We start from the raw sequence: 21,094 nt of genomic DNA, 5'->3' as shown, positions 1-21,094 counted from the left end.
GCGGCGGCGCTGGGTTCGATCCCCGAGCGCCGCGCTGGGTTCAGGCCCCGGGCGGCGGCGCTGGGTTCAGGCTCCGAGCGCCGCGCCGATCCGGTCCAGCGAGGACAGCCGCATCAGGCCGTAGTGGTAGAACTCGACCTCGGGGACGCCGAGTCGGCGCAGTTCGGCGAGCTTGGCGGCGAGGTTCTCCGGGCCGTCGCAGTCCGAGGCCATCGGGCGCAGGATCACCGCCATCCGCTCCGGGCGGACGCCGTGCAGGGCGAACGCGGCGACCTTCTCCCGGACTTCGCGCGCCGTCGCGGCGTAGCCGAGGGTCTCGATCTGGTCGGTGGCCCGGGCGAGGGCGGGCAGGTCGATGCCGGACAGCCAGCCCTTGCCCGGGCCGCCGCCGTCCATGAAGCTCAGCCGCATGCCGTGGCGGCGGGCCTGCTCGGTGAGGTCCGCGGCGAGCGCGGTGACGGTGGCGGCGGAGGCGTCCACGTAGGCGGCGAAGGCGCCGTCGGCCAGGGCGCTGAGGTCGGCGGGCCCGGCGGCGGCGTGCTGGTCGGCCAGCCGGTGCCGCAGTTCGGTCCGGACGGCCTCGGCGACCCGGTCGGCCAGGACGCCCGCGCGGGTGGCGGCGGCGCGGCAGTGCGGGCAGAAGCAGACGCCCAGCAGGGCCTCGGCGGTCGGGCCCAGCTCCTCGAAGTAGCGCTCGTGGTGGTAGCCGTGGCGCAGGCCGTGGAAGTGCAGCGACTCGGCGCGGATCGCGTCCACGCCGTAGCGGGCGAGCTCCGCCACCAGGGTCAGCGCGTACTCGCGGACCTCGGGGTGGGCCGGGCAGAGCTCGGTGAGGTGGCGGTCGCCGAAGGCGTTGGCCGGGGCGCAGTCGGGGTGGGCGAAGCCGAGCCGGTCGTTGTGGCAGAAGACCGTCCAGGCGTGCAGTTTCAGGCCGCGGCGGCCCGCCTCGGCGGCGGCCTCGGCGAAGGGGTCGCGCTCGCCGATCGCGCTGGACGGCACGGGCGCCAGCCGGCGGCTCCGCCAGCGGGCCGGGTCGGGGCGGAAGTAGGCGGCGCCCGGCTCCAGGTAGCGGATCACCCGGCGCGGGTTGTGCGGGAAGACGTCCCGGGCCTCGTGGTAGACCGAGGCCAGGGTGACGCCGCCGACGCCGGCCCGGTCGGTGAGGTTGCCGAAGAAGGTGTCGGCGCCCTCGTCGAGCAGGTCGGTGGCGAAGGCGAGGACGGACGACTCCACGGTGCGGCTCCGGAGCTGGGGGCAGGTGCGCCGTTCACGCTAGCCGCAGGGGTGGCAATGGTCTATACCTGGCGGGGCCGATCGGCCGAGGGTGGCGGGGGGCTGAGCGGCCGAAGGGGGCGAGGGGGCCTCAGAGGCCCAGGTCGTCGAGCTCCTTGAGCAGGGCGGCGTTCGGGCTGTCCGGGCCGGGCGCGGAGGCGGAGGCCGGGGCGGGGGCCGCGGGCACCGGCGTCCGGCGGGCCTGGTCGCGGAGCAGGACGGCGGCGGCCAGTCCGCCGATCAGCCCGCCGAGGTGGCCCAGCCAGCTGACGCCGGGGAAGACCGGCAGCACGCCGATCAGGATCGTCCAGTAGACCGCGGCGACGCCGAGGCCGACGACCGCGTCCAGCACGTTGCGGTCCAGGACCCCGCGCAGCACCACGTACCCGAGGTAGCCGTAGACCATGCCGCTCGCCCCGGCCGTCACGTGGTTCGGGCTCTCCAGCAGCCAGACCAGGAGCCCGCCGGAGACCGTGATCACCAGGCTCGCCAGCAGGAACTTCCGCATGCCCCGGTAGGCGGCCAGGAAGCCGAGCACGAACAGCGGCCAGGAGTTGGAGATGATGTGGTCCCAACTGAAGTGCAGGAAGGGCATGGTGAACATCTCGGGCAGGTCGTCCACCCGCTCCGAGCGCAGCCCGTACTCCCTGGACAGGTCGTAGTCGTCCAGCCAGTTCACCACCTGGACCGACCAGATGACGGCCTGGATCCCGAGCATGGTCAACAGCGCGCGGCGGGAATCCGAGAGCAACTGGGCGAGTTTCGAGGCCATGGAATCGACTGTAGGGGCCGCCGGATCGGTCGTGCACCCCATTACAGTGACCGATGTCATCCCGACCGTGAGAGGTGCACCCATGAGCGTTCGCCCGCCGCTGCCGTACGAGTTCCTGCCGCAGGTGCCGTCCTTCCCGCTGAGCAGCGAGGACTTCACCGAAGGCGCCACGCTGGACCAGGAGTTCATCCACGCGGGCGGCAACCTCTCGCCGCAGCTGGCCTGGTCCGGCCTTCCGGAGGGCACCCGGAGCATCGCCGTCACCTGCTACGACCCGGACGCGCCGACCGGCTCCGGCTGGTGGCACTGGCTCGCCCTGAACCTGCCCGCCGACACCGTCGGGCTGCCGCGCGGCGCCGGTTCCTCGGACGACACCCTGCCCGGCGCGGACTCCTTCCACGGCCGCAACGACTTCCCCGCCAACAAGTACGACGGCGCCGCCCCGCCGCCCGGCGCCCCGCACCGGTACGTGTTCGCGGTGCACGCGCTGGACGTCGAGAAGCTGGACGTCAGCGCCGACACCCCGCCGGCCCAGGTGGGCTTCCACCTCACCTTCCACACCCTCGGCCGCGCGCTGCTGACCGGCGAGTACGGGGTCTGAGCAGCGCGGTGCCCGAACCTCCGGCTGCCCTACGGCGGTGAGGTGCCGGTGGCACCCGCCGTCGTGGTGCCGCCGGACCACCGGGCGCTGCCGCCGTCCGCGGCGCGCCCGGCCCGGAGGGCGACCGCGCGCAGGTGCTCGCGCAGCTCCGGGGGTTCGTGCACCTCGAAGTCGCAGTCCAGCATCAGCAGTCCGGCCGCCATCCACTTCAACGAGTCGGCGCGGGCGCGCAGGCGGCAGCTCTGGTCGTCGATCGGCTCGATCTCGTAGTCGCCCGCCCAGGGCATCCAGCCGTCGACCTCGGCGGCGGGGCGGTGGACGGTGGCCACCATGGAGCGGGTCGGCGAGCGGCGCAGCCGGTTGGCCACGAACACGGCGGCGTCCTCGGCGGGGAGCGGGCGCGGGGTGAAGCGGGCGCCGGTGGCGAAGGGGTCGGCGATCCGGTCGACCCGGAAGAGCCGCCAGTCGTCCCGGTCCAGGTCGTAGCCGATCAGGTACCAGCGGCGGCCGGTGGAGACCAGGCGCTCGGGTTCGACGTTGCGCCGGGTCTCGGCGCCGTCGCGGGCCCGGTAGCCGAAGCGCAGCCGCTCGTGGTTGGTGACGGCGCCGGCCAGCAGGGTCAGCGCCTCCGGGTCGACGGTCGGGCCGTCCCCGGTGAGCAGCGGCACGGTGGCGGTGTTGAGGGTGCCCACCCGGTGCCGCAGCCGGGCCGGCAGCACCTGGAGCAGCTTGCCGAGGGCCCGTACCGAGGCCTCCTCGATGCCGACCACGGCGTGTCCGGCGGCCGCCCGCAGGCCGACCGCGATGGCCACCGCCTCCTCGTCGTCCAGCAGCAGCGGCGGCATCGCGGTGCCCGCGACCAGCCGGTAGCCGCCGTCCGCGCCCATGCTGGCCTGCACCGGGTAGCCGAGCTCGCGCAGCCGGTCGATGTCGCGGCGGATGGTGCGGGGGCTGACGCCGAGCCGCTCGGCGAGTTCGCTGCCGGGCCACTCGCGCGGGGTCTGCAGCAGGGAGAGCAGGTTGAGCAGCCGGGCCGGGGTGTCGGTCATGCCGTCCAGCATGCCGGAGGAACTGGGACAGCTCCTGACCTACATGGCCGCTACCGTCCTCGGCGTGGAGAAGAGGACGAGCGAGGAGAACGGCATGAGTACGGCGGGAGCCGACCGGCGGAGGTGGATCGCGCTGGCGATCGTGATGGTCGCCTCCTTCATGGACCTGGTGGACGTGACCATCGTCAACATCGCCATCCCCAGCATCCAGGAGGACACCGGAGCCTCGTTCAGCGCCATCCAGTGGGTCACCGGCGGCTACGCGCTGGCCTTCGCCATCGGGCTGATCACCGGCGGACGGCTCGGTGACATCCACGGCCGCAAGCGGCTGTTCCTGATCGGGATCACCGGCTTCACGCTGGCCTCCGCGCTCTGCGGCCTGGCCACCGGCCCGGAGATGCTGGTCGCGATGCGGATCCTCCAGGGCGGGACGGCCGCCCTCATGGTGCCGCAGGTGCTGTCGATCATCCACGCGACCTTCCCGGCGGAGGAGCGCGGCAAGGTGTTCGGGATGTTCGGCGCGGTGGTCGGCCTGGGCGCGGTGTCCGGTCCGATGATCGGTGCGCTGCTCACCGAGTGGAACCTGCTCGGCCTCGAATGGCGGCCGATCTTCCTGATCAACCTGCCGGTCGGCATCGCCGGGCTGCTCCTCGGCCGCCGCTTCATCGACGAGTCCAAGGCCGAGCACGCGCTCAAGCTCGACCTGGTCGGCGTCGCGCTGGCCAGCCTCGGCCTGCTGATGCTGATCTACCCGCTGACCCACGGCCGGGAGGCCGGCTGGCCGCTCTGGGGCTACCTGTCGATGGCCGGCAGCCTGCCGGTGTTCCTGCTGTTCGTGGCGTACGAGCGGGTCAAGACCCGGCGGGACGGCTCGCCGCTGGTCGAGCTGTCGCTGTTCCGGGTGAAGAGCTTCGCGGCCGGGATCGGCGTGCAGCTGGCCTTCGGCGTCGCGACGGGCATCTTCTTCCTGGTCTGGACCCTCTACATGCAGGTCGGCCTCGGCTGGAGCCCGCTCAAGGCCGGTGCCACCGGCATCCCCTTCTCGATCGCCGTCTCCACGGCGGCCGGGCTGTCGGTGCAGAAGCTGGTGCCGCGCTTCGGGCGCAAGGTGCTCCAGGCGGGCGCGCTGGTGATGGTGGTGGGCGTGCTCACCTACATCTGGGAGGCCGACCGGTACGGGACGGCCATCTCGGCCTGGCAGATGGCACTGCCGCTGGTCGTGATGGGCCTCGGGATGGGGCTGATCGTCGCGCCGATCACCGACGCGGTGCTGTCCGAGGTGCCGCGCCGGCACGCCGGCTCGGCCTCCGGCCTGATCAACACCGTGCAGCAGGTCGGCAACGCCCTCGGGCTCGGCCTGGTGTCGGTCGCCTTCTTCGGGGCGATGGACGACGTGGTCGCGCCCGACGCGCTGGGGACGGCCTTCGGCGGGGCGTTCGTGCACGCGATGTGGTGGGTCGCGGGGGTGCTGGCGGCGGTGTTCCTGCTGATGTTCGCGCTGCCGCGCAAGCGGGCGGTGGCGCCGGTCGAGGCCGGTGGCCCGGAGGGGACCGGCCCGGAGGGGACCGGCCCGGAGGGGATCGGCTTGGCGGGGACCGGCGGCCCGGCTGAGGCCGGCGGCTCGGACGAGGACGCGGTGGAGCAGCCGGTCCTGGTCTGAGCTCCGCTCCTCCCGGTCGAGGGCCCCGGTCGCACTGCGCGGCCGGGGCCCTCGCCGCACACTGGGAGGGTCATGGACCGTACGGCGGTGGACTCCTCGGTGCTGCGCTCGGTCGGGTACGACCCGCGGGCGCGGGTGCTGGAGCTGGAGTTCACCGGCGGGCGGGTCTACCGGTACGCGGACGTGCCGCCCCGGGTGCACCGGGAGCTGCTCGCGGCGGAGAGCCACGGGCGGTACTTCGTACGGTCGGTGCGCGGGCGGTACGCCTATGTGGCGGTGCCGGCCGGGCGGTAGCCGCCGCCGACCCGGCGGGTAGGCTCAACGGGCCCCGGTGGTGGCCCCGGTGGTGGCCCCGGTGGTGGCCCCGGTGGTGGCCCCGGTGACAGCCGCGGTGACCGACCGGGTGGTGGTGCGGGGCTTCGCGGCGGCCTTGGCCTCCTTCGCGGCGCGCTTCATCTCCTGCTTGAACTCCCGCACCAGGGTGAGGGATTCGGGCCCGGTGATGTCGGCGACCGAGCGGTGCGCGCCCTCCTCGCCGTACGCGCCGGCCGCCTCGCGCCAGCCCTCCGGCCGTACCCCGTACTGCTTGCCGAGCAGGGCCAGGAAGATCTGCGACTTCTGCTTGCCGAAACCGGGCAGCGCGTTGAGCCGGCTGAGCAGCTCCTTTCCGGTGCGGGCGCCCTTCCACAGCGCGGCGGCGTCGCCGTCGTACTGCGCGACCAGGAACTGGCACAGCTGCTGGATCCGTTTGGCCATCGCGGCCGGGTAGCGGTGGACGGCCGGTTTGGCCGACAGCAGGGCGACGAACTCCTCGGGGCCGTAGGTGGCGATCTCGTGGGCGTCGAGATCGTCCCGGCCGAGCCGATGGGCGATGGTCAGCGGGCCGGTGAACGCCCATTCCATCGGGACCTGTTGGTCCAGCAGCATGCCGACGAGCGCGGCGAGCGCGCTCCGTCCGAGCAGTTCGTCGGCCTCGGGCTGCTGGGCGAGCCGGACGGTGACGTTCATGAGGTGGGGCCTCCTCGGAGTTGACGTCGGTCGGCGCCCAGTCTGGATGACGTGGCGTGGGTGGACACCGTCAACACGCCCGTAGCTGGGGAAGTCTTGGTGTTCAACCCCTTGGCAGGCCTGCTTTGTTCGTCGGCGGAGCGGTTGTCGGGGGCTGCTCGCGGGTGCGGCGGAGAAATATTTGTCCGCGGCTGTCACATCCTTCGCGCGGGCCGGGTCAGTGCTGTGTCCGACCGGATCCGAGCACATCGGATCGACCACCGACCGAACCGGGAGCCCTCCAATGTCCGTCGCCCACACCCTCGTCACCATCCTCGGCGCCCTCCTGGTCGGCTTCTCGGCCTACTCCGTCTTCACCAAGGCCGAGTACGTCGTGGGGCCCCTCGCCGAGTACGGCGTCCCGCGCGCCTGGTGGACCTGGCTCGGCCTGGCCAAGGCCGCCGGCGCCCTCGGCCTGCTGGTCGGCCTCGTCGTCCCGGCCATCGGCTACGCGGCCGCCGTCGGCATCGTCCTCTACTTCCTCGGCGCCGTGATCACCGTCGTCCGCGCCCGCGCCTACGCCCACATCCCCTTCCCGCTGATCTACCTGGCCCCGGTCGCCGCCTCCCTCGTCCTCGGCCTGGCGGCCTGACCACCCCGCACCCCCGGGGGCGGACCACCGACCGGTGGCCCGCCCCCAGGGGTGCGGGGCGGCATTGTTCCAGGGGTGGGGCATCTCGTATGACTGTTTCGGTTGTGGCGGCGCCGGGGTGTGACGAGGGGTCATCCTTGATCCCCAACGACGTGTCGAGAAAGGCCCGCCGCCGTGAGCCAGCCGTTCGAACTGCCGTCCTTCTACGTGCCGCACCCGGCGCGCCTCAATCCCCATCTGGAGGAGGCACGGGCCCATTCCTCGCTCTGGGCCCGGGAGATGGGGATGCTGGAGGGATCGGGGATCTGGGACCAGGCCGACCTGGACGCCCACGACTACGGGCTGCTCTGCGCCTACACCCACCCCGACGCCTCCGCCGAGGCGCTGTCGCTGGTGACCGACTGGTACGTCTGGGTGTTCTTCTTCGACGACCACTTCCTCGACATGTACAAGCGCACCAACGACCGCCGGGCCGGCAAGGCGCACCTCGACCGGCTGCCGCTGTTCATGCCCGCCGACCCGGCCGCGCCGGTGCCCGAGCCGGAGAACCCGGTCGAGGCCGGGCTGGCCGACCTGTGGCGGCGCACCGTGCCGGCGATGGGGGCGGACTGGCGGGTCCGGTTCGCGGAGAGCACCCGCAACCTGCTGAACGAGTCGCTGTGGGAGCTCGCCAACATCGACGCGGGCCGGATCGCCAATCCGGTCGAGTACATCGAGATGCGCCGCAAGGTCGGCGGCGCGCCGTGGTCCGCGCAGCTGGTGGAGTACGCGGCCGGGGCCGAGGTGCCGGCGGAGGTGTCGGGCTCGCGGGCGCTGCGGGTGCTGATGGACGCCTTCTCCGACGGCGTGCACCTGCGCAACGACATCTTCTCGTACCAGCGCGAGGTCGAGGACGAGGGTGAACTGAGCAACGGCATCCTGGTGTTGGAGCACTTCCTGGAGTGCTCGACCCAGGAGGCCGCCGAGACGGTGAACAACCTGCTCACCTCACGGCTGCAGCAGTTCGAGAACACCGTGTTCGCCGAACTGCCGGTGCTGTTCGAGGAGTCCGGGCTGGACCCGGTGGGCCGGGCCCGGGTGCTGGCGTACGTCAAGGGGCTGCAGGACTGGCAGTCCGGCGGGCACGAGTGGCACATGCGGTCGAGCCGGTACATGAACGGCGGTGGTGCTGCGGCGAGTTCGGCCGGTGGGGCGGGTTCGGTCGGTGCGGTGCCACCGGGCAGCGGGGGCGGGCTGCCGGGGATGCCCGGGGCCGGCAACTGGTGGGACCAGTACGCGATCGGCGGGATCGGCACCTCGGCCCTGGACATCCTGCGGAAGGGGGCGGCCGGTGGCGGCGTGCCGGCCGGCACCGGGCCGACGGCGGCGCCGGCCGTGCGGCGGGCGCGGTCGTACGGGAACCGGCCGTACCGGCCCGTCGGGCCCTCCCAACTGCCGGAGTTCGAGCTGCCGTTCGCCCTCACGCTGAGCCCGCACCTGGACGGTGCGCGGGAGCGGGTGGTCGAGTGGGCCGAGCGGGTCGGGCTGCTGGCCCCCGCCGAGCCCGGCGTCCCCGGCTCCGGCATCTGGGACGCCGAGTCGATGCGCGACTACGACCTCGCGCTCTGCGCGGCCGGCCTCCAGCCGGACGCCACCGTCGACGAACTCGACGTCGCCTCGGCCTGGTTGGCCTGGGGCACCTGGGCCGACGACTACTACCCGGTGGTCTTCGGCCGCACCCGCGACCTGGCTGGGGCGAAGGCCGCCACCGCCCGGCTGCCGCTGTTCATGCCGGTGGACGGCACCCCCGCGCCCGAGCCCGCCAACGCGCTGGAGCGCTCCCTCTCCGACATCTGGGAGCGCACCGCCGCCCCGATGACCGTCGAGGCCCGGGGCCGGCTGCGGGAGTCGGTCGAGGTGATGACGGCGAGCTGGATCTGGGAGCTCGCCAACCAGATCCAGAACCGGATCCCGGACCCGGTGGACTACCTGGAGATGCGCCGCACCACCTTCGGCTCCGAACTCACCACCCTGCTCGCCCGGCTCGGCCACGGACGGACCGTGCCGGAGGAGGTCTACGGGCACGGCTCGATGCGGGCGCTGGAGAACTCCGCGATGGACTACGGCGCCATGGTCAACGACCTGTTCTCGTACCAGAAGGAGATCGAGTACGAGGGCGAGCTGCACAACATCGTGCTGGTGGTGCAGAACTTCTTCGACTGCGACTATCCGTCGGCGGTCCGGATCGTCGACGACCTGATGCACTCGCGGCTGGAGCAGTTCCAGCACGTCGCACAGAAGGAACTCCCGGTGATGTACGAGGACTTCGGGCTGTCGGCACCGGCCCGGGGGCTGCTCGACGGGTACGTGCGGGAGCTGGAGAACTGGCTGGCCGGCGTGCTGAACTGGCACCGGGAGTGCCGCCGGTACCGGACCGAGGACCTGGAGCGGCACTTCGGCGCCGAGCGGGACCTCGTGGGCGCGGGGGTCCGGGCCCGGGCGGGGGCTGCCCCGGCTGCCCCGGTTGTGCGGACCGGCCCCGGCGCCGGTGCGGCGCCGTTCGGTCCGACCGGTCTGGGCACCGCCTCGCTGCGCCCCCCGTTCGGCGTGACGGCCCCGGCGAGCTGACCGGACCCTGCCGGACCCGGCCCCTCCCGGACGGAGACGCACCCGCGCGGCCAGCCCGCGCGGGTGCGCCGCCTCGTGGCTAGGCTGGCGAGTCGGGGGCCGTGCGCGCCTTCCGGCGCGCGCCCGCACCGTCGTACACGAGGGCTGAGAGATGGCAGCGCTACCTGAGGGCACACCCTGCTGGGCCGACGCGATGTTCACCGACCTGGAGGGCGCCAAAGCCTTCTACGGGGACGTCCTCGGCTGGACCTTCGGCGAGAGTTCGTCGGAGTACGGCAACTACACCCAGGCCTACTCGGACGGCAAGGCGGTGGCCGCGATCGTGCCCCCGATGCCCGGCGCGCAGGCGCAGTCCGCCTGGTGCCTGTACCTCGCCTCGCCGGACGCCGCCGCCACCGCCGAGCGGATCCGGACCAACGGCGGCGAGGTGGTGATGGGGCCGATGCAGGTCGGCGACTTCGGCACCATGGTGATCGCCAAGGACCCGGGCGGGGTGGTGTTCGGGGTCTGGCAGGGCGGCACCCACGAGGGCTTCGAGAAGCAGGGCGCGCCCGGCGCGTACGCCTGGGCCGAGCTCGTCACCCGCGAGCCCGGGAAGGCCGACGCCTTCTTCCCGGCCGTCTTCCCGTACGGCGTGCGGAAGATGGACTCCGAGCAGTTCGACTACCGGATGTTCCTGGTCGGCGGCCGGCCGGTGCTGGGCCGGATGGGCGCGGAGGGCGACTTCCTGCCGCCCGAGGCGCCCTCGTACGTGAGCGTCTACTTCGCCGTGGACGACACCGACGCCGCGATCGGGCGGCTGACGGCGCGCGGCGGCAAGGTGTACTTCGGGCCGATGGACAGCCCGTTCGGACGGTTCGCGGCGGTCGGCGACCAGCAGGGCGCGGCCTTCGGGCTGATCGACCTGGGCCGCACGGTGGGCGACCAGCCGCCGACGGTGGACGTCTGATGGGTGAGCGCGAGGACCTCGTCGAGACCCTGGACAAGCACCGCGGCCTGCTGCGACGCACCGTCCGGGACCTCACGGACGAGCAGGCGGCGCGGCGCACCACGGCCAGCGAGCTGTGCCTGGGCGGCCTGATCAAGCACGTGGCGGCGGTGGAGGCGCGCTGGGCGCGGTTCATCACCGGCGGAGCGGAGGCGATGCGCGGCGGGGACGGCGGCTCTGGCGGGGACTCGGGTGGCGAAGGGTGGGCGGCGCAGTTCCGGATGGCGGACGGCGAGACCCTGGCCGGGCTGCTCGCCGGGTACGAGGCGGTGGCGCGCGGTACGGACGAGCTGGTCCGGAGCCTGCCCGACCTCGACCACGGCCACCCGCTGCCCCCGGCGCCCTGGTTCGAGCCGGGGGCGAGCTGGTCGGCCCGGCGGGTGCTGCTGCACCTGATCGCGGAGACCGCGCAGCACGCCGGGCACGCGGACATCATCCGGGAGGCGCTGGACGGGGCGAAGTCGATGGGCTGAGCGGGCGGCTCCTCGCCCGGACGGGCGTGGTGAGGGCAGTAGGTGAGGGCTGTAGGGGTGGCGCTGCTCAGGACACCTCGACGCCGAGCAGCTCGCGCAGCGCCCGGCCGCCGTCCGAGGTGACCCGCAGGGCCCGGCCGGAGCCGATCCGCTCGACCCAGGCGCGGTCCAGCGCGGTGCGGCACAGCGCCGCGCCCAGCGCGCCGCCCAGGTGGGTGCGGCGCTCCGTCCAGTCCAGGCAGCTGCGCACCACCGGGCGCCCGCCCGGGCGGCCGGTCCGTGGCGGCAGTTCGATCCGCTGGTCGGCCAGCCAGGCGTGGCCGCGCTCGGTGACGGCGAGCCCGGCGAGGTCGCTGATCAGGCCGCGGTCGATCAGGGCCTCGGCGACGGCCACACCGAGGCGGCCGGCCAGGTGGTCGTAGCAGGTGCGGGCACGGGCCTCGGCGCTCTGCCGGGTGGCCTCGCGGAGGGTGCGGGGCGCCGGTCCGGTCCGGCGGGCGGGCTCGCCGGGACTCCCTCCGGCCGTGCTTCCGGCGGCCGTGCTTCCGGCGGTGGTGCTCCCAGGGGCCTCCATGCCGGTCTCGGCGAAGACGGTGAGGTCCTCGATCAGGGTCGCGACGGCGGGCGAGGCCAGCCGGACGTACCGGTGCCGCCCCTGGCGTTCCTCGCTCAGCAGGCCGCCCGCGATCAGCCGGGACAGGTGCTCGCTGGCCGTGGACGGCGCGACCCCGGCCGCCCGGGCCAGCTCGCCCGCCGTCCAGGCGCGGCCGTCCAGCAGGGCGGAGCAGAAGGCGGCGCGGGTGGGGTCGGCGAGCAGCGCGGCGAGGGCGGCGAGCGGGGAGCCCCGGTGGTCCACCGGTGTGCGTTCGTGGTCGGGCATGCCTCCATGGTCGTCCCGGCACGGTTCGGCCGGGGCCGAAACGACTCGGGGCCACGATGACGGCATGAACGAAGTGATCTTCGCCCGCTACGAGGACGTGACCGCGGCCCTGGCCGACCCGGCGCTGGTCCCGCCGCCCGCGACGCCCGGCCGGTACGGCACGGTGGCCTGGCTGCGGTCCGCCGTCGCCCGGTTCAGCGCGGGCGAGCCGCACGCCCGCCGCCGGGCACTCGTCCTCGCCGACCTGGCACGGCTGGACCAGGGCCTGCTGCGGACCCTGGCCGCGGGCGGCTACGAACCGGACGTACGGCTGCGGGTGGTGCGGGTGCTGGCGACGGCGCTGGGCCTGGCCGGGCCGGAGGCCGTCGCGCGGGACGTGAAGGCGGTCGCCCGGGCGTACTTCGACCCGGCGCCGGACGACCCGGAGGCGGACGTGGCGGTGGCCCGGCTGCTGCCCGCGATGGGCGACGCGGACGCGGAGACGGCGGCGAACCGGATCGGCCTGCTGGTGCAGGCCTGTGAGGCCACCGCGGCTCTGGTCGAGCACGCCCGGCGCGGCGGCGTCGAGCACGCCGGGCCTGGCGGGGTGCGGGACCTGGCCGCGGTGCTGCGCGAGGACCCGCCGGTCCGGGCGATGCGCCGGTTCGCGGCCCGGGCGACCGTGATCGGCGGGGTCGCCGTGCCGGCCGGGGCGCAGGTGCTGCTCGACCTGGACGCCGCCCGGGAGCCCGGCCGGGAGCCGCTGGCCTTCGGCGCCGAGCCCCGGCTCTGCCCGGGCCGCGCACACGCCCTGGTGATCGCCGAGGGCATCCTGTTCGGCGCCTCCGACCCGGCGGACGGCTCGCTGCCGCCCGCCGGGGAGCAGCTCGACCGGGCCGAACAGGACCAGCTCGACCGGGCCGAACCGGCCGCCCTGATCCCGGCGGCGGTCCGGCACATGCTCGCCCTGGCGGAGACCTGGACCGCCTGGGACGGCCGACCGGTGGTCAACGCCGACGGCCGGACGTACACCCCGCACAAGGTGGTGCGCCGGGTCGCCGACCATCTGGTCGACCACCTGGCGGAGGTGGAGGCCCGGCTGGTCGGCGCACCGACCGCCCCCGACCACTGGCACGCCTCGCTGGTCACCACCCCGGCCGACCTGGCGCCGTTCACCGTCGCCGACCTGGACGAGGCCCGCAGCCGGCTCACCCGGCTCGGCGCGATCTGGGCCCACCGGATCGCCGCGCTGCCGGAGCGGCAGCTCGACGACTCGCCGGGGACGGGCTGGAGCATCCGGCAGATCGTCCGTCACCTCGCCGAGGGCACCGCCTATTACGCCGACTCGCTGGGACCCATCGGCCCGGTCGGAGCCGCTCCGGCCGGACCCGTCACCACGACCGAGGAGCAGAGCCCGATGACCGAGGAGCAGACCCGATGACCGCCCCCGCCCCGCTGACCGCCTTCGCCGCCCTGCACCACCGCCCCGGCCGCCCGCTGCTGCTCCCGAACGCCTGGGACCACGCCTCGGCCGCTGCCCTGGCCGCCGCCGGCCACTCCGCGATCGGCACCACCAGCCTGGGCGTGGCGGCCGCCGCCGGACTACCCGACGGCGCCGCCGCCACCCGCGCGGAGACCGTCCGGCTGGCCCGCCGGCTGGGCCGCGACGACTACCTGCTGAGCGTCGACGTGGAGTCCGGGTTCAGTGACGATCCGGCCGAAGTCGCCGCGCTGGCCGTTGAGTTGGCCGGGTTCGGGGCGGTCGGCATCAACCTGGAGGACGGCCGGCCGGACGGCACCCTGGCACCGGCCGAACTCCACGCGGCCAAGGTCGCCGCGGTGAAGGCCGCCGTGCCGGAGCTGTTCGTGAACGCCCGCACCGACACCTACTGGTGCGGGCACGACGCCCCGGAGCCGGAGACCGTACGACGGCTGGACGCGTACCGACGGGCGGGCGCGGACGGCGTGTTCGTGCCCGGGCTGAGCGATCCGGCGGCGATCGCCGAGCTGGTCGGGCGGCTGTCCGTCCCGCTCAACGTCCTCTGGACGCCGACCGGTCCGAGCCTCGCCGAGCTGGCCGGGCTCGGGGTGGCCCGGGTCAGCACGGGCGGGCTGCTGTACCGCGCGGCGCTGGCGGCGGCGGTGGCGACGGCCGCCGCGGTGGCCTCGGGCGGGCCGGTCGGTCCGGTGCCCGGCTACGCCGAGGTCCAGGCACTCAGCGGGAGTTGAGGGACCGTCGCGGCTGAGCCGAGCCCTGACCCTCCGGCCCCCCGGGGGCTCAGGGCTTGGCCCGCCGCGCCTCGATTCCGTCCAGGATCACGTCGAGGCCGCGCAGGAAGCTGCTGTCCCGGCCCGCCTCGACCTCTTCCGGCACCTGGACGGTGTACAGCCGGTGCAGGTGCGGGTACGGCCGGGTGGCCTCGACGACGGCGGGCAGCAGTCGGTCCATGAACTCCTGTTCGCCCTCCCCGTTCTTCGCGAGCGCGCTCAGCCAGGCGGCCTCCACGGTGGCGGTGCCGATGGTGTAGCCCATGACGACGCCCATCACGTCGTTGGCCTCGCCGAGTTCGAAGCCGGCCGCGTCCATCAGGGCCAGCAGGGCCTCGGAGAGCCGCATCCAGTTGGGGCCGAGGTAGATCATCCCGACGTCACCGAGCACCCCGACCATCCACGGGTGGCGCACCACGGCCGCGCGCACGGCCTCGGTGCACTCGACGATGGCGGCGCGCCAGACCGCCGGGTCCTCGGCGTTCTCGGAGCGGGCGAGCGGGAGTTCGCCGAAGACGTGGTCGACGACCAGGGCGAGCAGCTCCTCCTTGTTGGCCACGTGGGTGTAGAGGGAGGTCGCGCCGGCGTTGAGCCGGGCGCCGAGCTTGCGCATGCTCAGCGCCTCGATGCCGTCGGAGTCCAGCAGCGCGAAGGCCTCGGCGACGATCTGCTCTCGGCTGAGGGCCGGCTGGGTGCGCCGCTTCTGCGGGCGGTTCCACGGCGAGGCGATGCCGGGCTGCGCTGCGGTCCGGTGCTCCGGTGCGATGTCCTCCGACTTGGCCGTCATCAGGCCCTCCATTCCACGATTCCCCTGGCCCCCTGGTCGGGGGCAGTTCGTCCAGCATAGGCCCCGGCGCCGAACACCGTACGGTCTTACGAACACTGTTCGGCGGACGCACGCCGTACGGCCTTGCGCACAGTGTTCGGTCTCCGTACAGTGTTCGGCGTAGCGCACACCGTTCGGCCGGAGACGGCGGACGAGGTGCGCCACGAGGACTACCGCGCGGCTGCCGCCGACGCGAGGACGTGCGCAGGGCTGCGGCCGAGGCGCCGAACCGAAGGGGGAACGCGGTGGATCGTCACCCGCGTCGCTGGCTCATCCTGGTCGTGCTCTGCCTCAGCAGCCTGGTGCTGGTGGTCGACAACATGGTGCTCACGGTGTCCATCCCGCCGATCGCGGAGGACCTCGGGGCCGGGGCGCAGGACATCCAGTGGATCATCGATTCGTACATCCTGGTCTTCGCCGGCCTGCTGCTGACCTCGGGCAGCCTGTCCGACCGATTCGGGCGACGAAAAGTGATGATCATCGGGCTGGCGCTGTTCGGCGCCGCCTCACTGGTCGCCTCCGTCGCCTCCAGCCCCGGTGAACTGATCGCCGGCCGGGTGCTGATGGGCGTCGGCGGGGCCCTCGTGATGCCGAGCACGCTCTCCATCCTGATCACCGTCTTCGACGACGAGGAGCGGCCCAAGGCGATCGCCGCCTGGAGCGCGGTGGCCATGATCGGCCTGGTCGGCGGCCCGGTGCTGGGCGGCGCGCTGATCGCCCACTTCTGGTGGGGCGCGGTGTTCCTGCTCAACGTGCCGGTGGCGGCGGTGGCCATCGTCGCGGCGATCGTCCTGATGCCCGAGTCCAAGGGCCCCTGGCGCAAGACCGACCTGCCCGGCATGGCGCTCTCGATGGTCGGCATGACCGCGCTGGTCTGGTCGATCATCGTCCTCCCCCGGGACGGCTTCGCCCACGCCAACACCCTCGGCTCGCTGGCCGTCGCGATCACCGCACTGGTCGGGTTCGGCATCCGCCAGGTCCGCACCGATTCGCCGATGGTCCCGCTCAAGCTGTTCCGCAACCGGGTCTTCACCGGCGCCAGCTTCTCCCTCGTCCTGCTCACCTTCGCCACCGGCGGCCTGATGCTGGTGCTCACCCAGTACCTGCAGTTCGTGCTGGAGTTCTCGCCCACCGACACCGGTCTGGCCTTCCTCCCGCTGGCCGTCGCCTCGCTCGCCTTCAACGTGATCGGCGCCGCGCTCGGCAAGAAGCTCGCCGCCCGGGTCGTGACCTCGATCGGCATGGTGGTCATCGCGGGCGGCTTCGGCCTGCTGGCCACCCTCTCGGTCGGCGACGGCTTCCCCAAGGTCGCCCTCGCCATGCTGGTCCTCGGCATCGGCGCCGGCCTGGGCATGCCGGCCGCCGCCAACGCGCTGATGGGGGCCATCCCCGCTGAGCACGCCGGTGTCGGCTCCGCGCTCAACGACACCATCCAGCAGTCCGGCGCCGCCCTGGGCGTGGCCATCCTCGGCACCGTGCTCTCCAGCACCTACACCGGCGCCATGCCCGCCGACGCCCCCGCTCCGGCCCGGCACGCCATCACCGACGCCCTCGCCCTCTCCGCCGGCAGCGGCGACGGCGCCCTGGCCCGGGTCGCCCGGGAGGCCTTCAACACCGCCACCTCCACCACCTTCACGGTCGGCGGGATCGCGGCCCTGGTCGCGGCGGCACTCACCCTGGTGCTGATGCGGGGCGGGCCGTCGGGCGGTGCGGCGGGTACGGCGGAGCCGGCTCCGGAGGGCGCCGGGGCTCCGGAGGCCGGCGCCGAGGTGGCGGCCTGACCGTACGGCCCTGCGAAGGGTCCCCAGCAGGCCCCGCAGGCTCCCCGAAGGCCCCGACCGGTTCGCCGGTCGGGGCCTTCGGGCGTCCGGAACGCGCCGCCCGTGCGGCGCGCGTAGCCTTCGAACATGCCCACCGACTACGCGGAACGCGCGTCCAGGCTGCCCGGGGCGGTGCTGTGGACGAAGAGCGCCGACGCGGGTGGCGGTGGCGGTGGCCTGGTGCTGCCGGACGGCTGCATGGACCTGCTCTGGACCGAGGGCCGGCTGCTGGTCGCCGGACCGGACACCCGGGCGTTCCGGCCCGGACCGGAGCTGCCCGGCCCGTGGGCCGGCGTCCGCTTCCGGCCCGGCACCGGGCCGCTGCTGCTCGGCGTACCGGCCTCCGAACTACGGGACCGCCGGGTCGGGTTGGCGGACCTGCTGCCCGGCCCCGAGGTGCGCCGGCTGACCGAGCGGATCGACGCCGCCCCCGACCCGGCCGCCGCCCTGGAGGAACTGGCACTGCAGTTGGCCGCCGCGGCCCGGCCCGAGGACCCGCTGGTACGGGCGGTGGCCGGCGCGCTCGCGGCCGGGCGCAGCGTCGGGGAGACCGCCGAGGCCGTCGGGCTCGGCGCCCGGCAACTGCACCGCCGCTCACTGGCCGCCTTCGGCTACGGTCCCAAGACGCTGGCCCGGATCCTGCGGCTGCAGCGCGCCCTGCGGCTGGCCCGGGCCGGCGTCCCGCTCGCCGACACGGCGGCCCGGACGGGCTACGCCGACCAGGCGCACCTGTCGCGCGACGTACGGGAGTTGGCGGGTGTGCGGGTGACGGACCTGCTGTCGGAGCGGCCGTAGTTCGGGCCCTGGTTCAGGCCTTGGAGCGGGCCCCGCGGTCAGCCCTGGAGCGGTGCGAGCAGGTCGACCCCGTTGCCGTCCGGGTCGCGCAGCGAGGCGTAGCGCTGGCCCCAGAAGGCGTCCCAGGGCTTGAGTTCGCCCTGGTACCCGGCGCCGGTCAGCTCCTGGTACACCGCGTCCACGTGCGCCGGGCTCTGGCAGCGGAAGGCCAGGGCGGCCCGGGCACCGCCAGTTGGCGGCTGCCAGTCCGGGTGGAAGGAGCGGATGGTCGATTCGGCGTCCAGGACCAGGAGGAGCCCGCCGGGCAGCTCGGCCTCGACGTGCGGCTCCTGCTCGGCGCCCTCGGGGAAGACCAGTCCCAGCCGCCGGTAGAAGGCGACCGAGGCGGCCATGTCGGAGACGGCGAGGCCGATGAACGCGAACTGTGGTGCGGATGTGCTGTCCATGGCCTCACGGTAGGCGGCTCACGGGGGCGGGGTCTTGAAGGAATCGGACGTCCCCGTCCCCTCGGGCCCTGTCGAACGGCACCCCTCCTGGCCTGGGGGCCCGCGCGACTCGTTGTCAGTCGCTCCTTGTACCGTCGATCCCGGAACAGTGACATCAGTACGGGGGTATGACGCATGTTCAGGACGGATCCGGAGACGCCCGACGTCTTCCGTACCCCGGTCGAGGAGGTCTTCATCCGAAACCACCTCGGCCGGCGACCGGAGCTCGACGCCGACAGCTGGTCGCTCACCGTCGAAGGCCTGGTGGAACGGCCCCTGCGGCTGGACTTCCAGGCCCTCCGGGGGCTGCCGCAGACCAGGTTCACCGCCGTCCACGAGTGCTTCGGCAATCCGCTGCAGCCGACGGTGCCGACCAGGGCCGTGACCAACCTGGAGTGGGAGGGCGTCCCGCTCGCCGAGGTGCTGGCGCTGGCCGGCCCGCGCCCGGAGGCCCGGCACGTCTGGCTGGAGGGCGCCGACCGGGGCGACTTCGCGGGGGAGAGCGACGTGAGCTTCCTCAAGGACCTCCCGCTGGAGCAGGCCCGCACCGAGGTGGTCCTCGCGCACCGGATGAACGGCGAACCACTGCGCCCCGACCACGGGCACCCGGTGCGCGCGGTGGCGCCGCGGATGTTCGGCACCAACTCGGTCAAGTGGCTGACCAGGATCGTGCTGGCCGCCGAACGGCCCGAGCACCTCTTCACCACCCGCCTGTACACCCGGGTCCTGCCGGGGGAGAGCGAGGCCCGGCCGGTCCGCGAGAAGGACGTCAGCAGCAAGCTGCTCAGCCTCAGGGACGGCTCCACCGTGCCCGCCGGGGTCAGTGAACTGGCGGGCTACGCCTGGAGTTCCACCGAGGTGACGGCCGTCGAGGTCGCGGTGGACGACGCCGACTGGCAGCCCGCCGAACTGGACGGGCGCGGCCCGGACCCGAGTTGGCAGCGGTTCCGGCTCCGGCACGACCTCACCCCGGGGGCGCACCGGATCCGCTGCCGGGCCACCGACTCCGCGGGGCGGGTCCAGCCGCTCACCGGTGACCGGAACGCCGTCCACGAGATAGCCGTCGTGGCGGTGTGACACCTCCCCGCCCCGACACCTGCCCGGCGTGACACCTGCCCGCCCTGACACCCGTCCGCCGGGTTCAGCGGGTGACGGGGCCGGCGGTGATCGCCGGGCGGACCTTCGGTGAGCATCAGCTCGAGGAACCGGTCGGGGCGTTGTCGTCGTGGCCGCTACCGGTCGGCGGGGGCCTCGCCCGTGCGGAGGGTGAGGACGGTGATCTCGCTCGGGGCGAAGATCCGGAAGGGCGGGCCCCAGAAGCCGGTGCCGCGGCTGGTGTAGAGCCGGGTCCGCAGCCCGTGCAGGCTCAGGCCGTGCACCACGGGTTGGTCGATCCGGACGAGGAAGTTGAACGGCCAGATCTGGCCGCCGTGGGTGTGTCCGGAGATCTGCAGGTCGATGCCGGCGGCTGCGGCCTGCGGGACGTACTTGGGCTGGTGGGCGACGAGCAGCACGGGCAGCTCCGGGTCCGCCCCCGCGAGGGCGCCGGCCAGGTCGGTGCGGTGCCCGGCCAGGCCGGAGGACTCCGCGGTGACGTCGTCCACGCCGGCCAGCACCAGGGCGTCCCCACCGCGCTCCACCACGACGTGGCGGTTGTGCAGGGGTTCCCAGCCGAGGTCCGCCATGCGGTCCAGCCAGCCCTGGGCCTCCCCGCCGTACTCGTGGTTGCCCGTGACGTAGACCTTGGCCAGCCGGGCCCGGACGGCGCCGAGCGGTGCGGACTGCTCGCGGCGCTGGGCGGGGGTGCCGTCGGCGATGTCCCCGGCGTGGACCACCACGTCCGGGTCGAGGGCGTTGACCGCCTCGGTCACCCGCGCCGACCAGTCCGCCCGGTCGATCGGCCCGTAGTGGGTGTCGGCCAGCACCACGACCCTGGTCCCGTCCAGTCCGCCGCCGAGCCGCGGCAGGTGGACGTCCAGCCGCTTCACCCGGGGCACCCGCATCGCCTCGTGGTGTCCCCAGGCCAGCAGCCCGGCCGAGACCGCGGCCACCGCCGCGGCCACCGTCCTGGCCCGGTCGGCGCCGCCGAGGTCGAGCCCGCCCAGCACGAGGTTCACCAGGCCGCCCAGCACCGACCAGGTGAACAGGACCCACATCACCCCGAGGCTGGTGTCCCCGAGGCGCGCCGCCCGGTCGTTCCGCCGCGAGCCGTGGCCCGCGACCATCAGGAACGGGAAGGACACCAGCCAGGCGGCGAACACCGCCGTGCCCGCCAGGACCACCGGCAGCGGCCAGCCGGCCCCGGACCCGAGGAGCGTCCACCAGGGCGGCAGGCACAGCACCAGCAGGACGAACACCAGGACGGCCACCCGCCGGACCACCGACCGCCGGCCCGACCGCCAGCCTGACCGCGGCCCCGACTGCTGCCGCCCCGACTGCGGCCGTGCCGGCACCACCGCCGCCGCGACCGCCCCGGGCTCCCCGCCGTCCACCCCGGGCTCCGTTCCCGACCCGCCGGATCCGCTGTCAGCCACTGCGTCGCCCCTCACGTCTGGACCTCCTGCTCCTCCCCATCATCCGCCACCCACCACCCCGGAAGCCCCGGACGGTCCAGCCCCGGAGCCCCGCACCCTCCGGGCGATGCCGGGCAGCCGGTGCCGATCGACGGCTCTCCAGCGGCGGCGGCGTTTCTGCCGTTGCTGGAAGGCGGCGACGAGTCGGCGATCCTGACTCTCACACTGGACGCCGTCGATGACGACGACCGGCGGATGCTGCGGCGCCTCGCCACCTTGGTGGCCGATCCGCTGGTCACCAGGAGCGGCTACACCGACCGGATCTTCCAGTCCCGGCGCCTCGAACCGATGAGCGTGGCTGCCGAGATCCAGTGGTTGCTGCTCCCGCCGCTGTCGATGGCCGTTCACCGGGTCGCCGTGGCCGGCATCCTCGAACCCGCCTACCAGGTGGCCGGCGACAGTTTTTC

20 protein-coding genes and 1 pseudogene are annotated in these 21,094 nt (G+C 74.0%); 13 read left to right on the top strand and 8 right to left on the bottom strand.

Going from position 1 to position 21,094, the window contains the following annotated elements; translation table 11 throughout:
- Nucleotides 1-66: 66 nt before the first annotated feature.
- A complete protein-coding gene (locus AB0F71_RS03105) occupies nucleotides 67-1,233 on the bottom strand; it encodes a hypothetical protein (protein WP_360227208.1) in 1,167 nt (388 codons plus the stop codon).
- Nucleotides 1,234-1,363: 130 nt separating this feature from the next.
- On the bottom strand, nucleotides 1,364-2,044 hold the full coding sequence (locus tag AB0F71_RS03100; RefSeq protein WP_360227205.1) for a rhomboid family intramembrane serine protease: 681 nt from the start codon (nucleotides 2,042-2,044) through the stop codon (nucleotides 1,364-1,366).
- 82 nt (nucleotides 2,045-2,126) lie between these two features.
- Between AB0F71_RS03100 and AB0F71_RS03095 the strand changes: the two genes are divergently transcribed.
- A complete protein-coding gene (locus tag AB0F71_RS03095; protein ID WP_360227202.1) occupies nucleotides 2,127-2,645 on the top strand; it encodes a YbhB/YbcL family Raf kinase inhibitor-like protein in 519 nt (172 codons plus the stop codon).
- A 29-nt stretch (nucleotides 2,646-2,674) separates the two neighbouring features.
- Here the strand turns inward: AB0F71_RS03095 and AB0F71_RS03090 are convergent, their stop codons facing one another.
- Entirely contained in the window at nucleotides 2,675-3,694 is a 1,020-nt protein-coding gene (locus AB0F71_RS03090) for a YafY family protein (RefSeq protein ID WP_360227199.1), read from the bottom strand.
- Between the two features lie 94 nt (nucleotides 3,695-3,788).
- On the opposite strand from AB0F71_RS03090, the gene AB0F71_RS03085 reads away from it, so the two are divergent.
- Both AB0F71_RS03085 and AB0F71_RS03080 read left to right on the top strand, forming a co-directional pair.
- Nucleotides 3,789-5,354 (top strand): MFS transporter, encoded by a 1,566-nt coding sequence (locus AB0F71_RS03085; protein WP_360227707.1) that lies wholly within the window; start codon nucleotides 3,789-3,791, stop codon nucleotides 5,352-5,354.
- A 72-nt stretch (nucleotides 5,355-5,426) separates the two neighbouring features.
- Nucleotides 5,427-5,648: a KTSC domain-containing protein gene (locus AB0F71_RS03080; protein ID WP_360227196.1), complete on the top strand. Its 222-nt coding sequence runs from the start codon at nucleotides 5,427-5,429 to the stop codon at nucleotides 5,646-5,648.
- Between the two features lie 24 nt (nucleotides 5,649-5,672).
- Here AB0F71_RS03080 and AB0F71_RS03075 read toward each other — a convergent pair whose 3' ends face one another.
- Nucleotides 5,673-6,362 (bottom strand): HhH-GPD-type base excision DNA repair protein, encoded by a 690-nt coding sequence (locus tag AB0F71_RS03075; protein ID WP_360227193.1) that lies wholly within the window; start codon nucleotides 6,360-6,362, stop codon nucleotides 5,673-5,675.
- 283 nt (nucleotides 6,363-6,645) lie between these two features.
- On the opposite strand from AB0F71_RS03075, the gene AB0F71_RS03070 reads away from it, so the two are divergent.
- From AB0F71_RS03070 to AB0F71_RS03055, 4 genes are all read left to right on the top strand, one after another.
- Nucleotides 6,646-6,993: a DoxX family protein gene (locus AB0F71_RS03070; RefSeq protein ID WP_360227190.1), complete on the top strand. Its 348-nt coding sequence runs from the start codon at nucleotides 6,646-6,648 to the stop codon at nucleotides 6,991-6,993.
- Nucleotides 6,994-7,167: 174 nt separating this feature from the next.
- Nucleotides 7,168-9,600, top strand: a complete 2,433-nt coding sequence (locus tag AB0F71_RS03065; protein ID WP_360227187.1) for a terpene synthase family protein — start codon at nucleotides 7,168-7,170, stop codon at nucleotides 9,598-9,600.
- A gap of 151 nt (nucleotides 9,601-9,751) precedes the next feature.
- Entirely contained in the window at nucleotides 9,752-10,549 is a 798-nt protein-coding gene (locus tag AB0F71_RS03060) for a VOC family protein (protein WP_360227184.1), read from the top strand.
- The gene (locus tag AB0F71_RS03055) at nucleotides 10,549-11,061 is read left to right on the top strand and encodes a DinB family protein (RefSeq protein ID WP_360227181.1); all 513 of its coding nucleotides are present in this window, start codon (nucleotides 10,549-10,551) and stop codon (nucleotides 11,059-11,061) included. The genes AB0F71_RS03060 and AB0F71_RS03055 overlap by 1 nt, the downstream gene beginning before the upstream one ends.
- Nucleotides 11,062-11,128: 67 nt before the next feature.
- Here the strand turns inward: AB0F71_RS03055 and AB0F71_RS03050 are convergent, their stop codons facing one another.
- Nucleotides 11,129-11,941, bottom strand: a complete 813-nt coding sequence (locus AB0F71_RS03050; protein WP_360227178.1) for a winged helix-turn-helix domain-containing protein — start codon at nucleotides 11,939-11,941, stop codon at nucleotides 11,129-11,131.
- Nucleotides 11,942-12,005: 64 nt separating this feature from the next.
- On the opposite strand from AB0F71_RS03050, the gene AB0F71_RS03045 reads away from it, so the two are divergent.
- Nucleotides 12,006-13,361: a hypothetical protein gene (locus tag AB0F71_RS03045; RefSeq protein ID WP_360227175.1), complete on the top strand. Its 1,356-nt coding sequence runs from the start codon at nucleotides 12,006-12,008 to the stop codon at nucleotides 13,359-13,361.
- Nucleotides 13,358-14,149, top strand: a complete 792-nt coding sequence (locus AB0F71_RS03040) for an isocitrate lyase/phosphoenolpyruvate mutase family protein (RefSeq protein WP_360227172.1) — start codon at nucleotides 13,358-13,360, stop codon at nucleotides 14,147-14,149. Before AB0F71_RS03045 ends, AB0F71_RS03040 begins: the two co-directional genes overlap by 4 nt.
- Nucleotides 14,150-14,198: 49 nt before the next feature.
- Here AB0F71_RS03040 and AB0F71_RS03035 read toward each other — a convergent pair whose 3' ends face one another.
- Nucleotides 14,199-14,975 (bottom strand): TetR/AcrR family transcriptional regulator, encoded by a 777-nt coding sequence (locus AB0F71_RS03035; protein ID WP_360227169.1) that lies wholly within the window; start codon nucleotides 14,973-14,975, stop codon nucleotides 14,199-14,201.
- A gap of 284 nt (nucleotides 14,976-15,259) precedes the next feature.
- Here AB0F71_RS03035 and AB0F71_RS03030 point away from each other — a divergent pair, with 284 nt between their 5' ends.
- Nucleotides 15,260-16,795, top strand: coding sequence for an MFS transporter (locus AB0F71_RS03030; RefSeq protein ID WP_360227167.1), 1,536 nt, complete (start codon nucleotides 15,260-15,262; stop codon nucleotides 16,793-16,795).
- 126 nt (nucleotides 16,796-16,921) lie between these two features.
- Nucleotides 16,922-17,629, top strand: a complete 708-nt coding sequence (locus tag AB0F71_RS03025) for a helix-turn-helix transcriptional regulator (RefSeq protein WP_360227164.1) — start codon at nucleotides 16,922-16,924, stop codon at nucleotides 17,627-17,629.
- Nucleotides 17,630-17,667: 38 nt separating this feature from the next.
- On the opposite strand, the gene AB0F71_RS03020 is transcribed toward AB0F71_RS03025, so the two are convergent.
- Nucleotides 17,668-18,075, bottom strand: a complete 408-nt coding sequence (locus AB0F71_RS03020) for a VOC family protein (RefSeq protein WP_360227162.1) — start codon at nucleotides 18,073-18,075, stop codon at nucleotides 17,668-17,670.
- Nucleotides 18,076-18,249: 174 nt separating this feature from the next.
- Here AB0F71_RS03020 and AB0F71_RS03015 point away from each other — a divergent pair, with 174 nt between their 5' ends.
- On the top strand, nucleotides 18,250-19,191 hold the full coding sequence (locus AB0F71_RS03015; protein WP_360227159.1) for a molybdopterin-dependent oxidoreductase: 942 nt from the start codon (nucleotides 18,250-18,252) through the stop codon (nucleotides 19,189-19,191).
- Between the two features lie 155 nt (nucleotides 19,192-19,346).
- Here AB0F71_RS03015 and AB0F71_RS03010 read toward each other — a convergent pair whose 3' ends face one another.
- The gene (locus AB0F71_RS03010; RefSeq protein ID WP_360227704.1) at nucleotides 19,347-20,495 is read right to left on the bottom strand and encodes a metallophosphoesterase; all 1,149 of its coding nucleotides are present in this window, start codon (nucleotides 20,493-20,495) and stop codon (nucleotides 19,347-19,349) included.
- A gap of 306 nt (nucleotides 20,496-20,801) precedes the next feature.
- Here AB0F71_RS03010 and AB0F71_RS03005 point away from each other — a divergent pair.
- Nucleotides 20,802-21,092 (top strand): annotated as a pseudogene (locus AB0F71_RS03005) (serine/threonine-protein phosphatase); the annotation flags it as partial.
- Nucleotides 21,093-21,094 lie beyond the last annotated feature (2 nt).

Source organism: Kitasatospora sp. NPDC028055, assembly GCF_040637885.1.
In the GTDB taxonomy this organism is placed as follows: Bacteria; Actinomycetota; Actinomycetes; order Streptomycetales; family Streptomycetaceae; genus Kitasatospora.
Note: the sequence above shows the minus strand (reverse complement) of the source record. Positions and strands in the feature narration are given on the sequence as shown.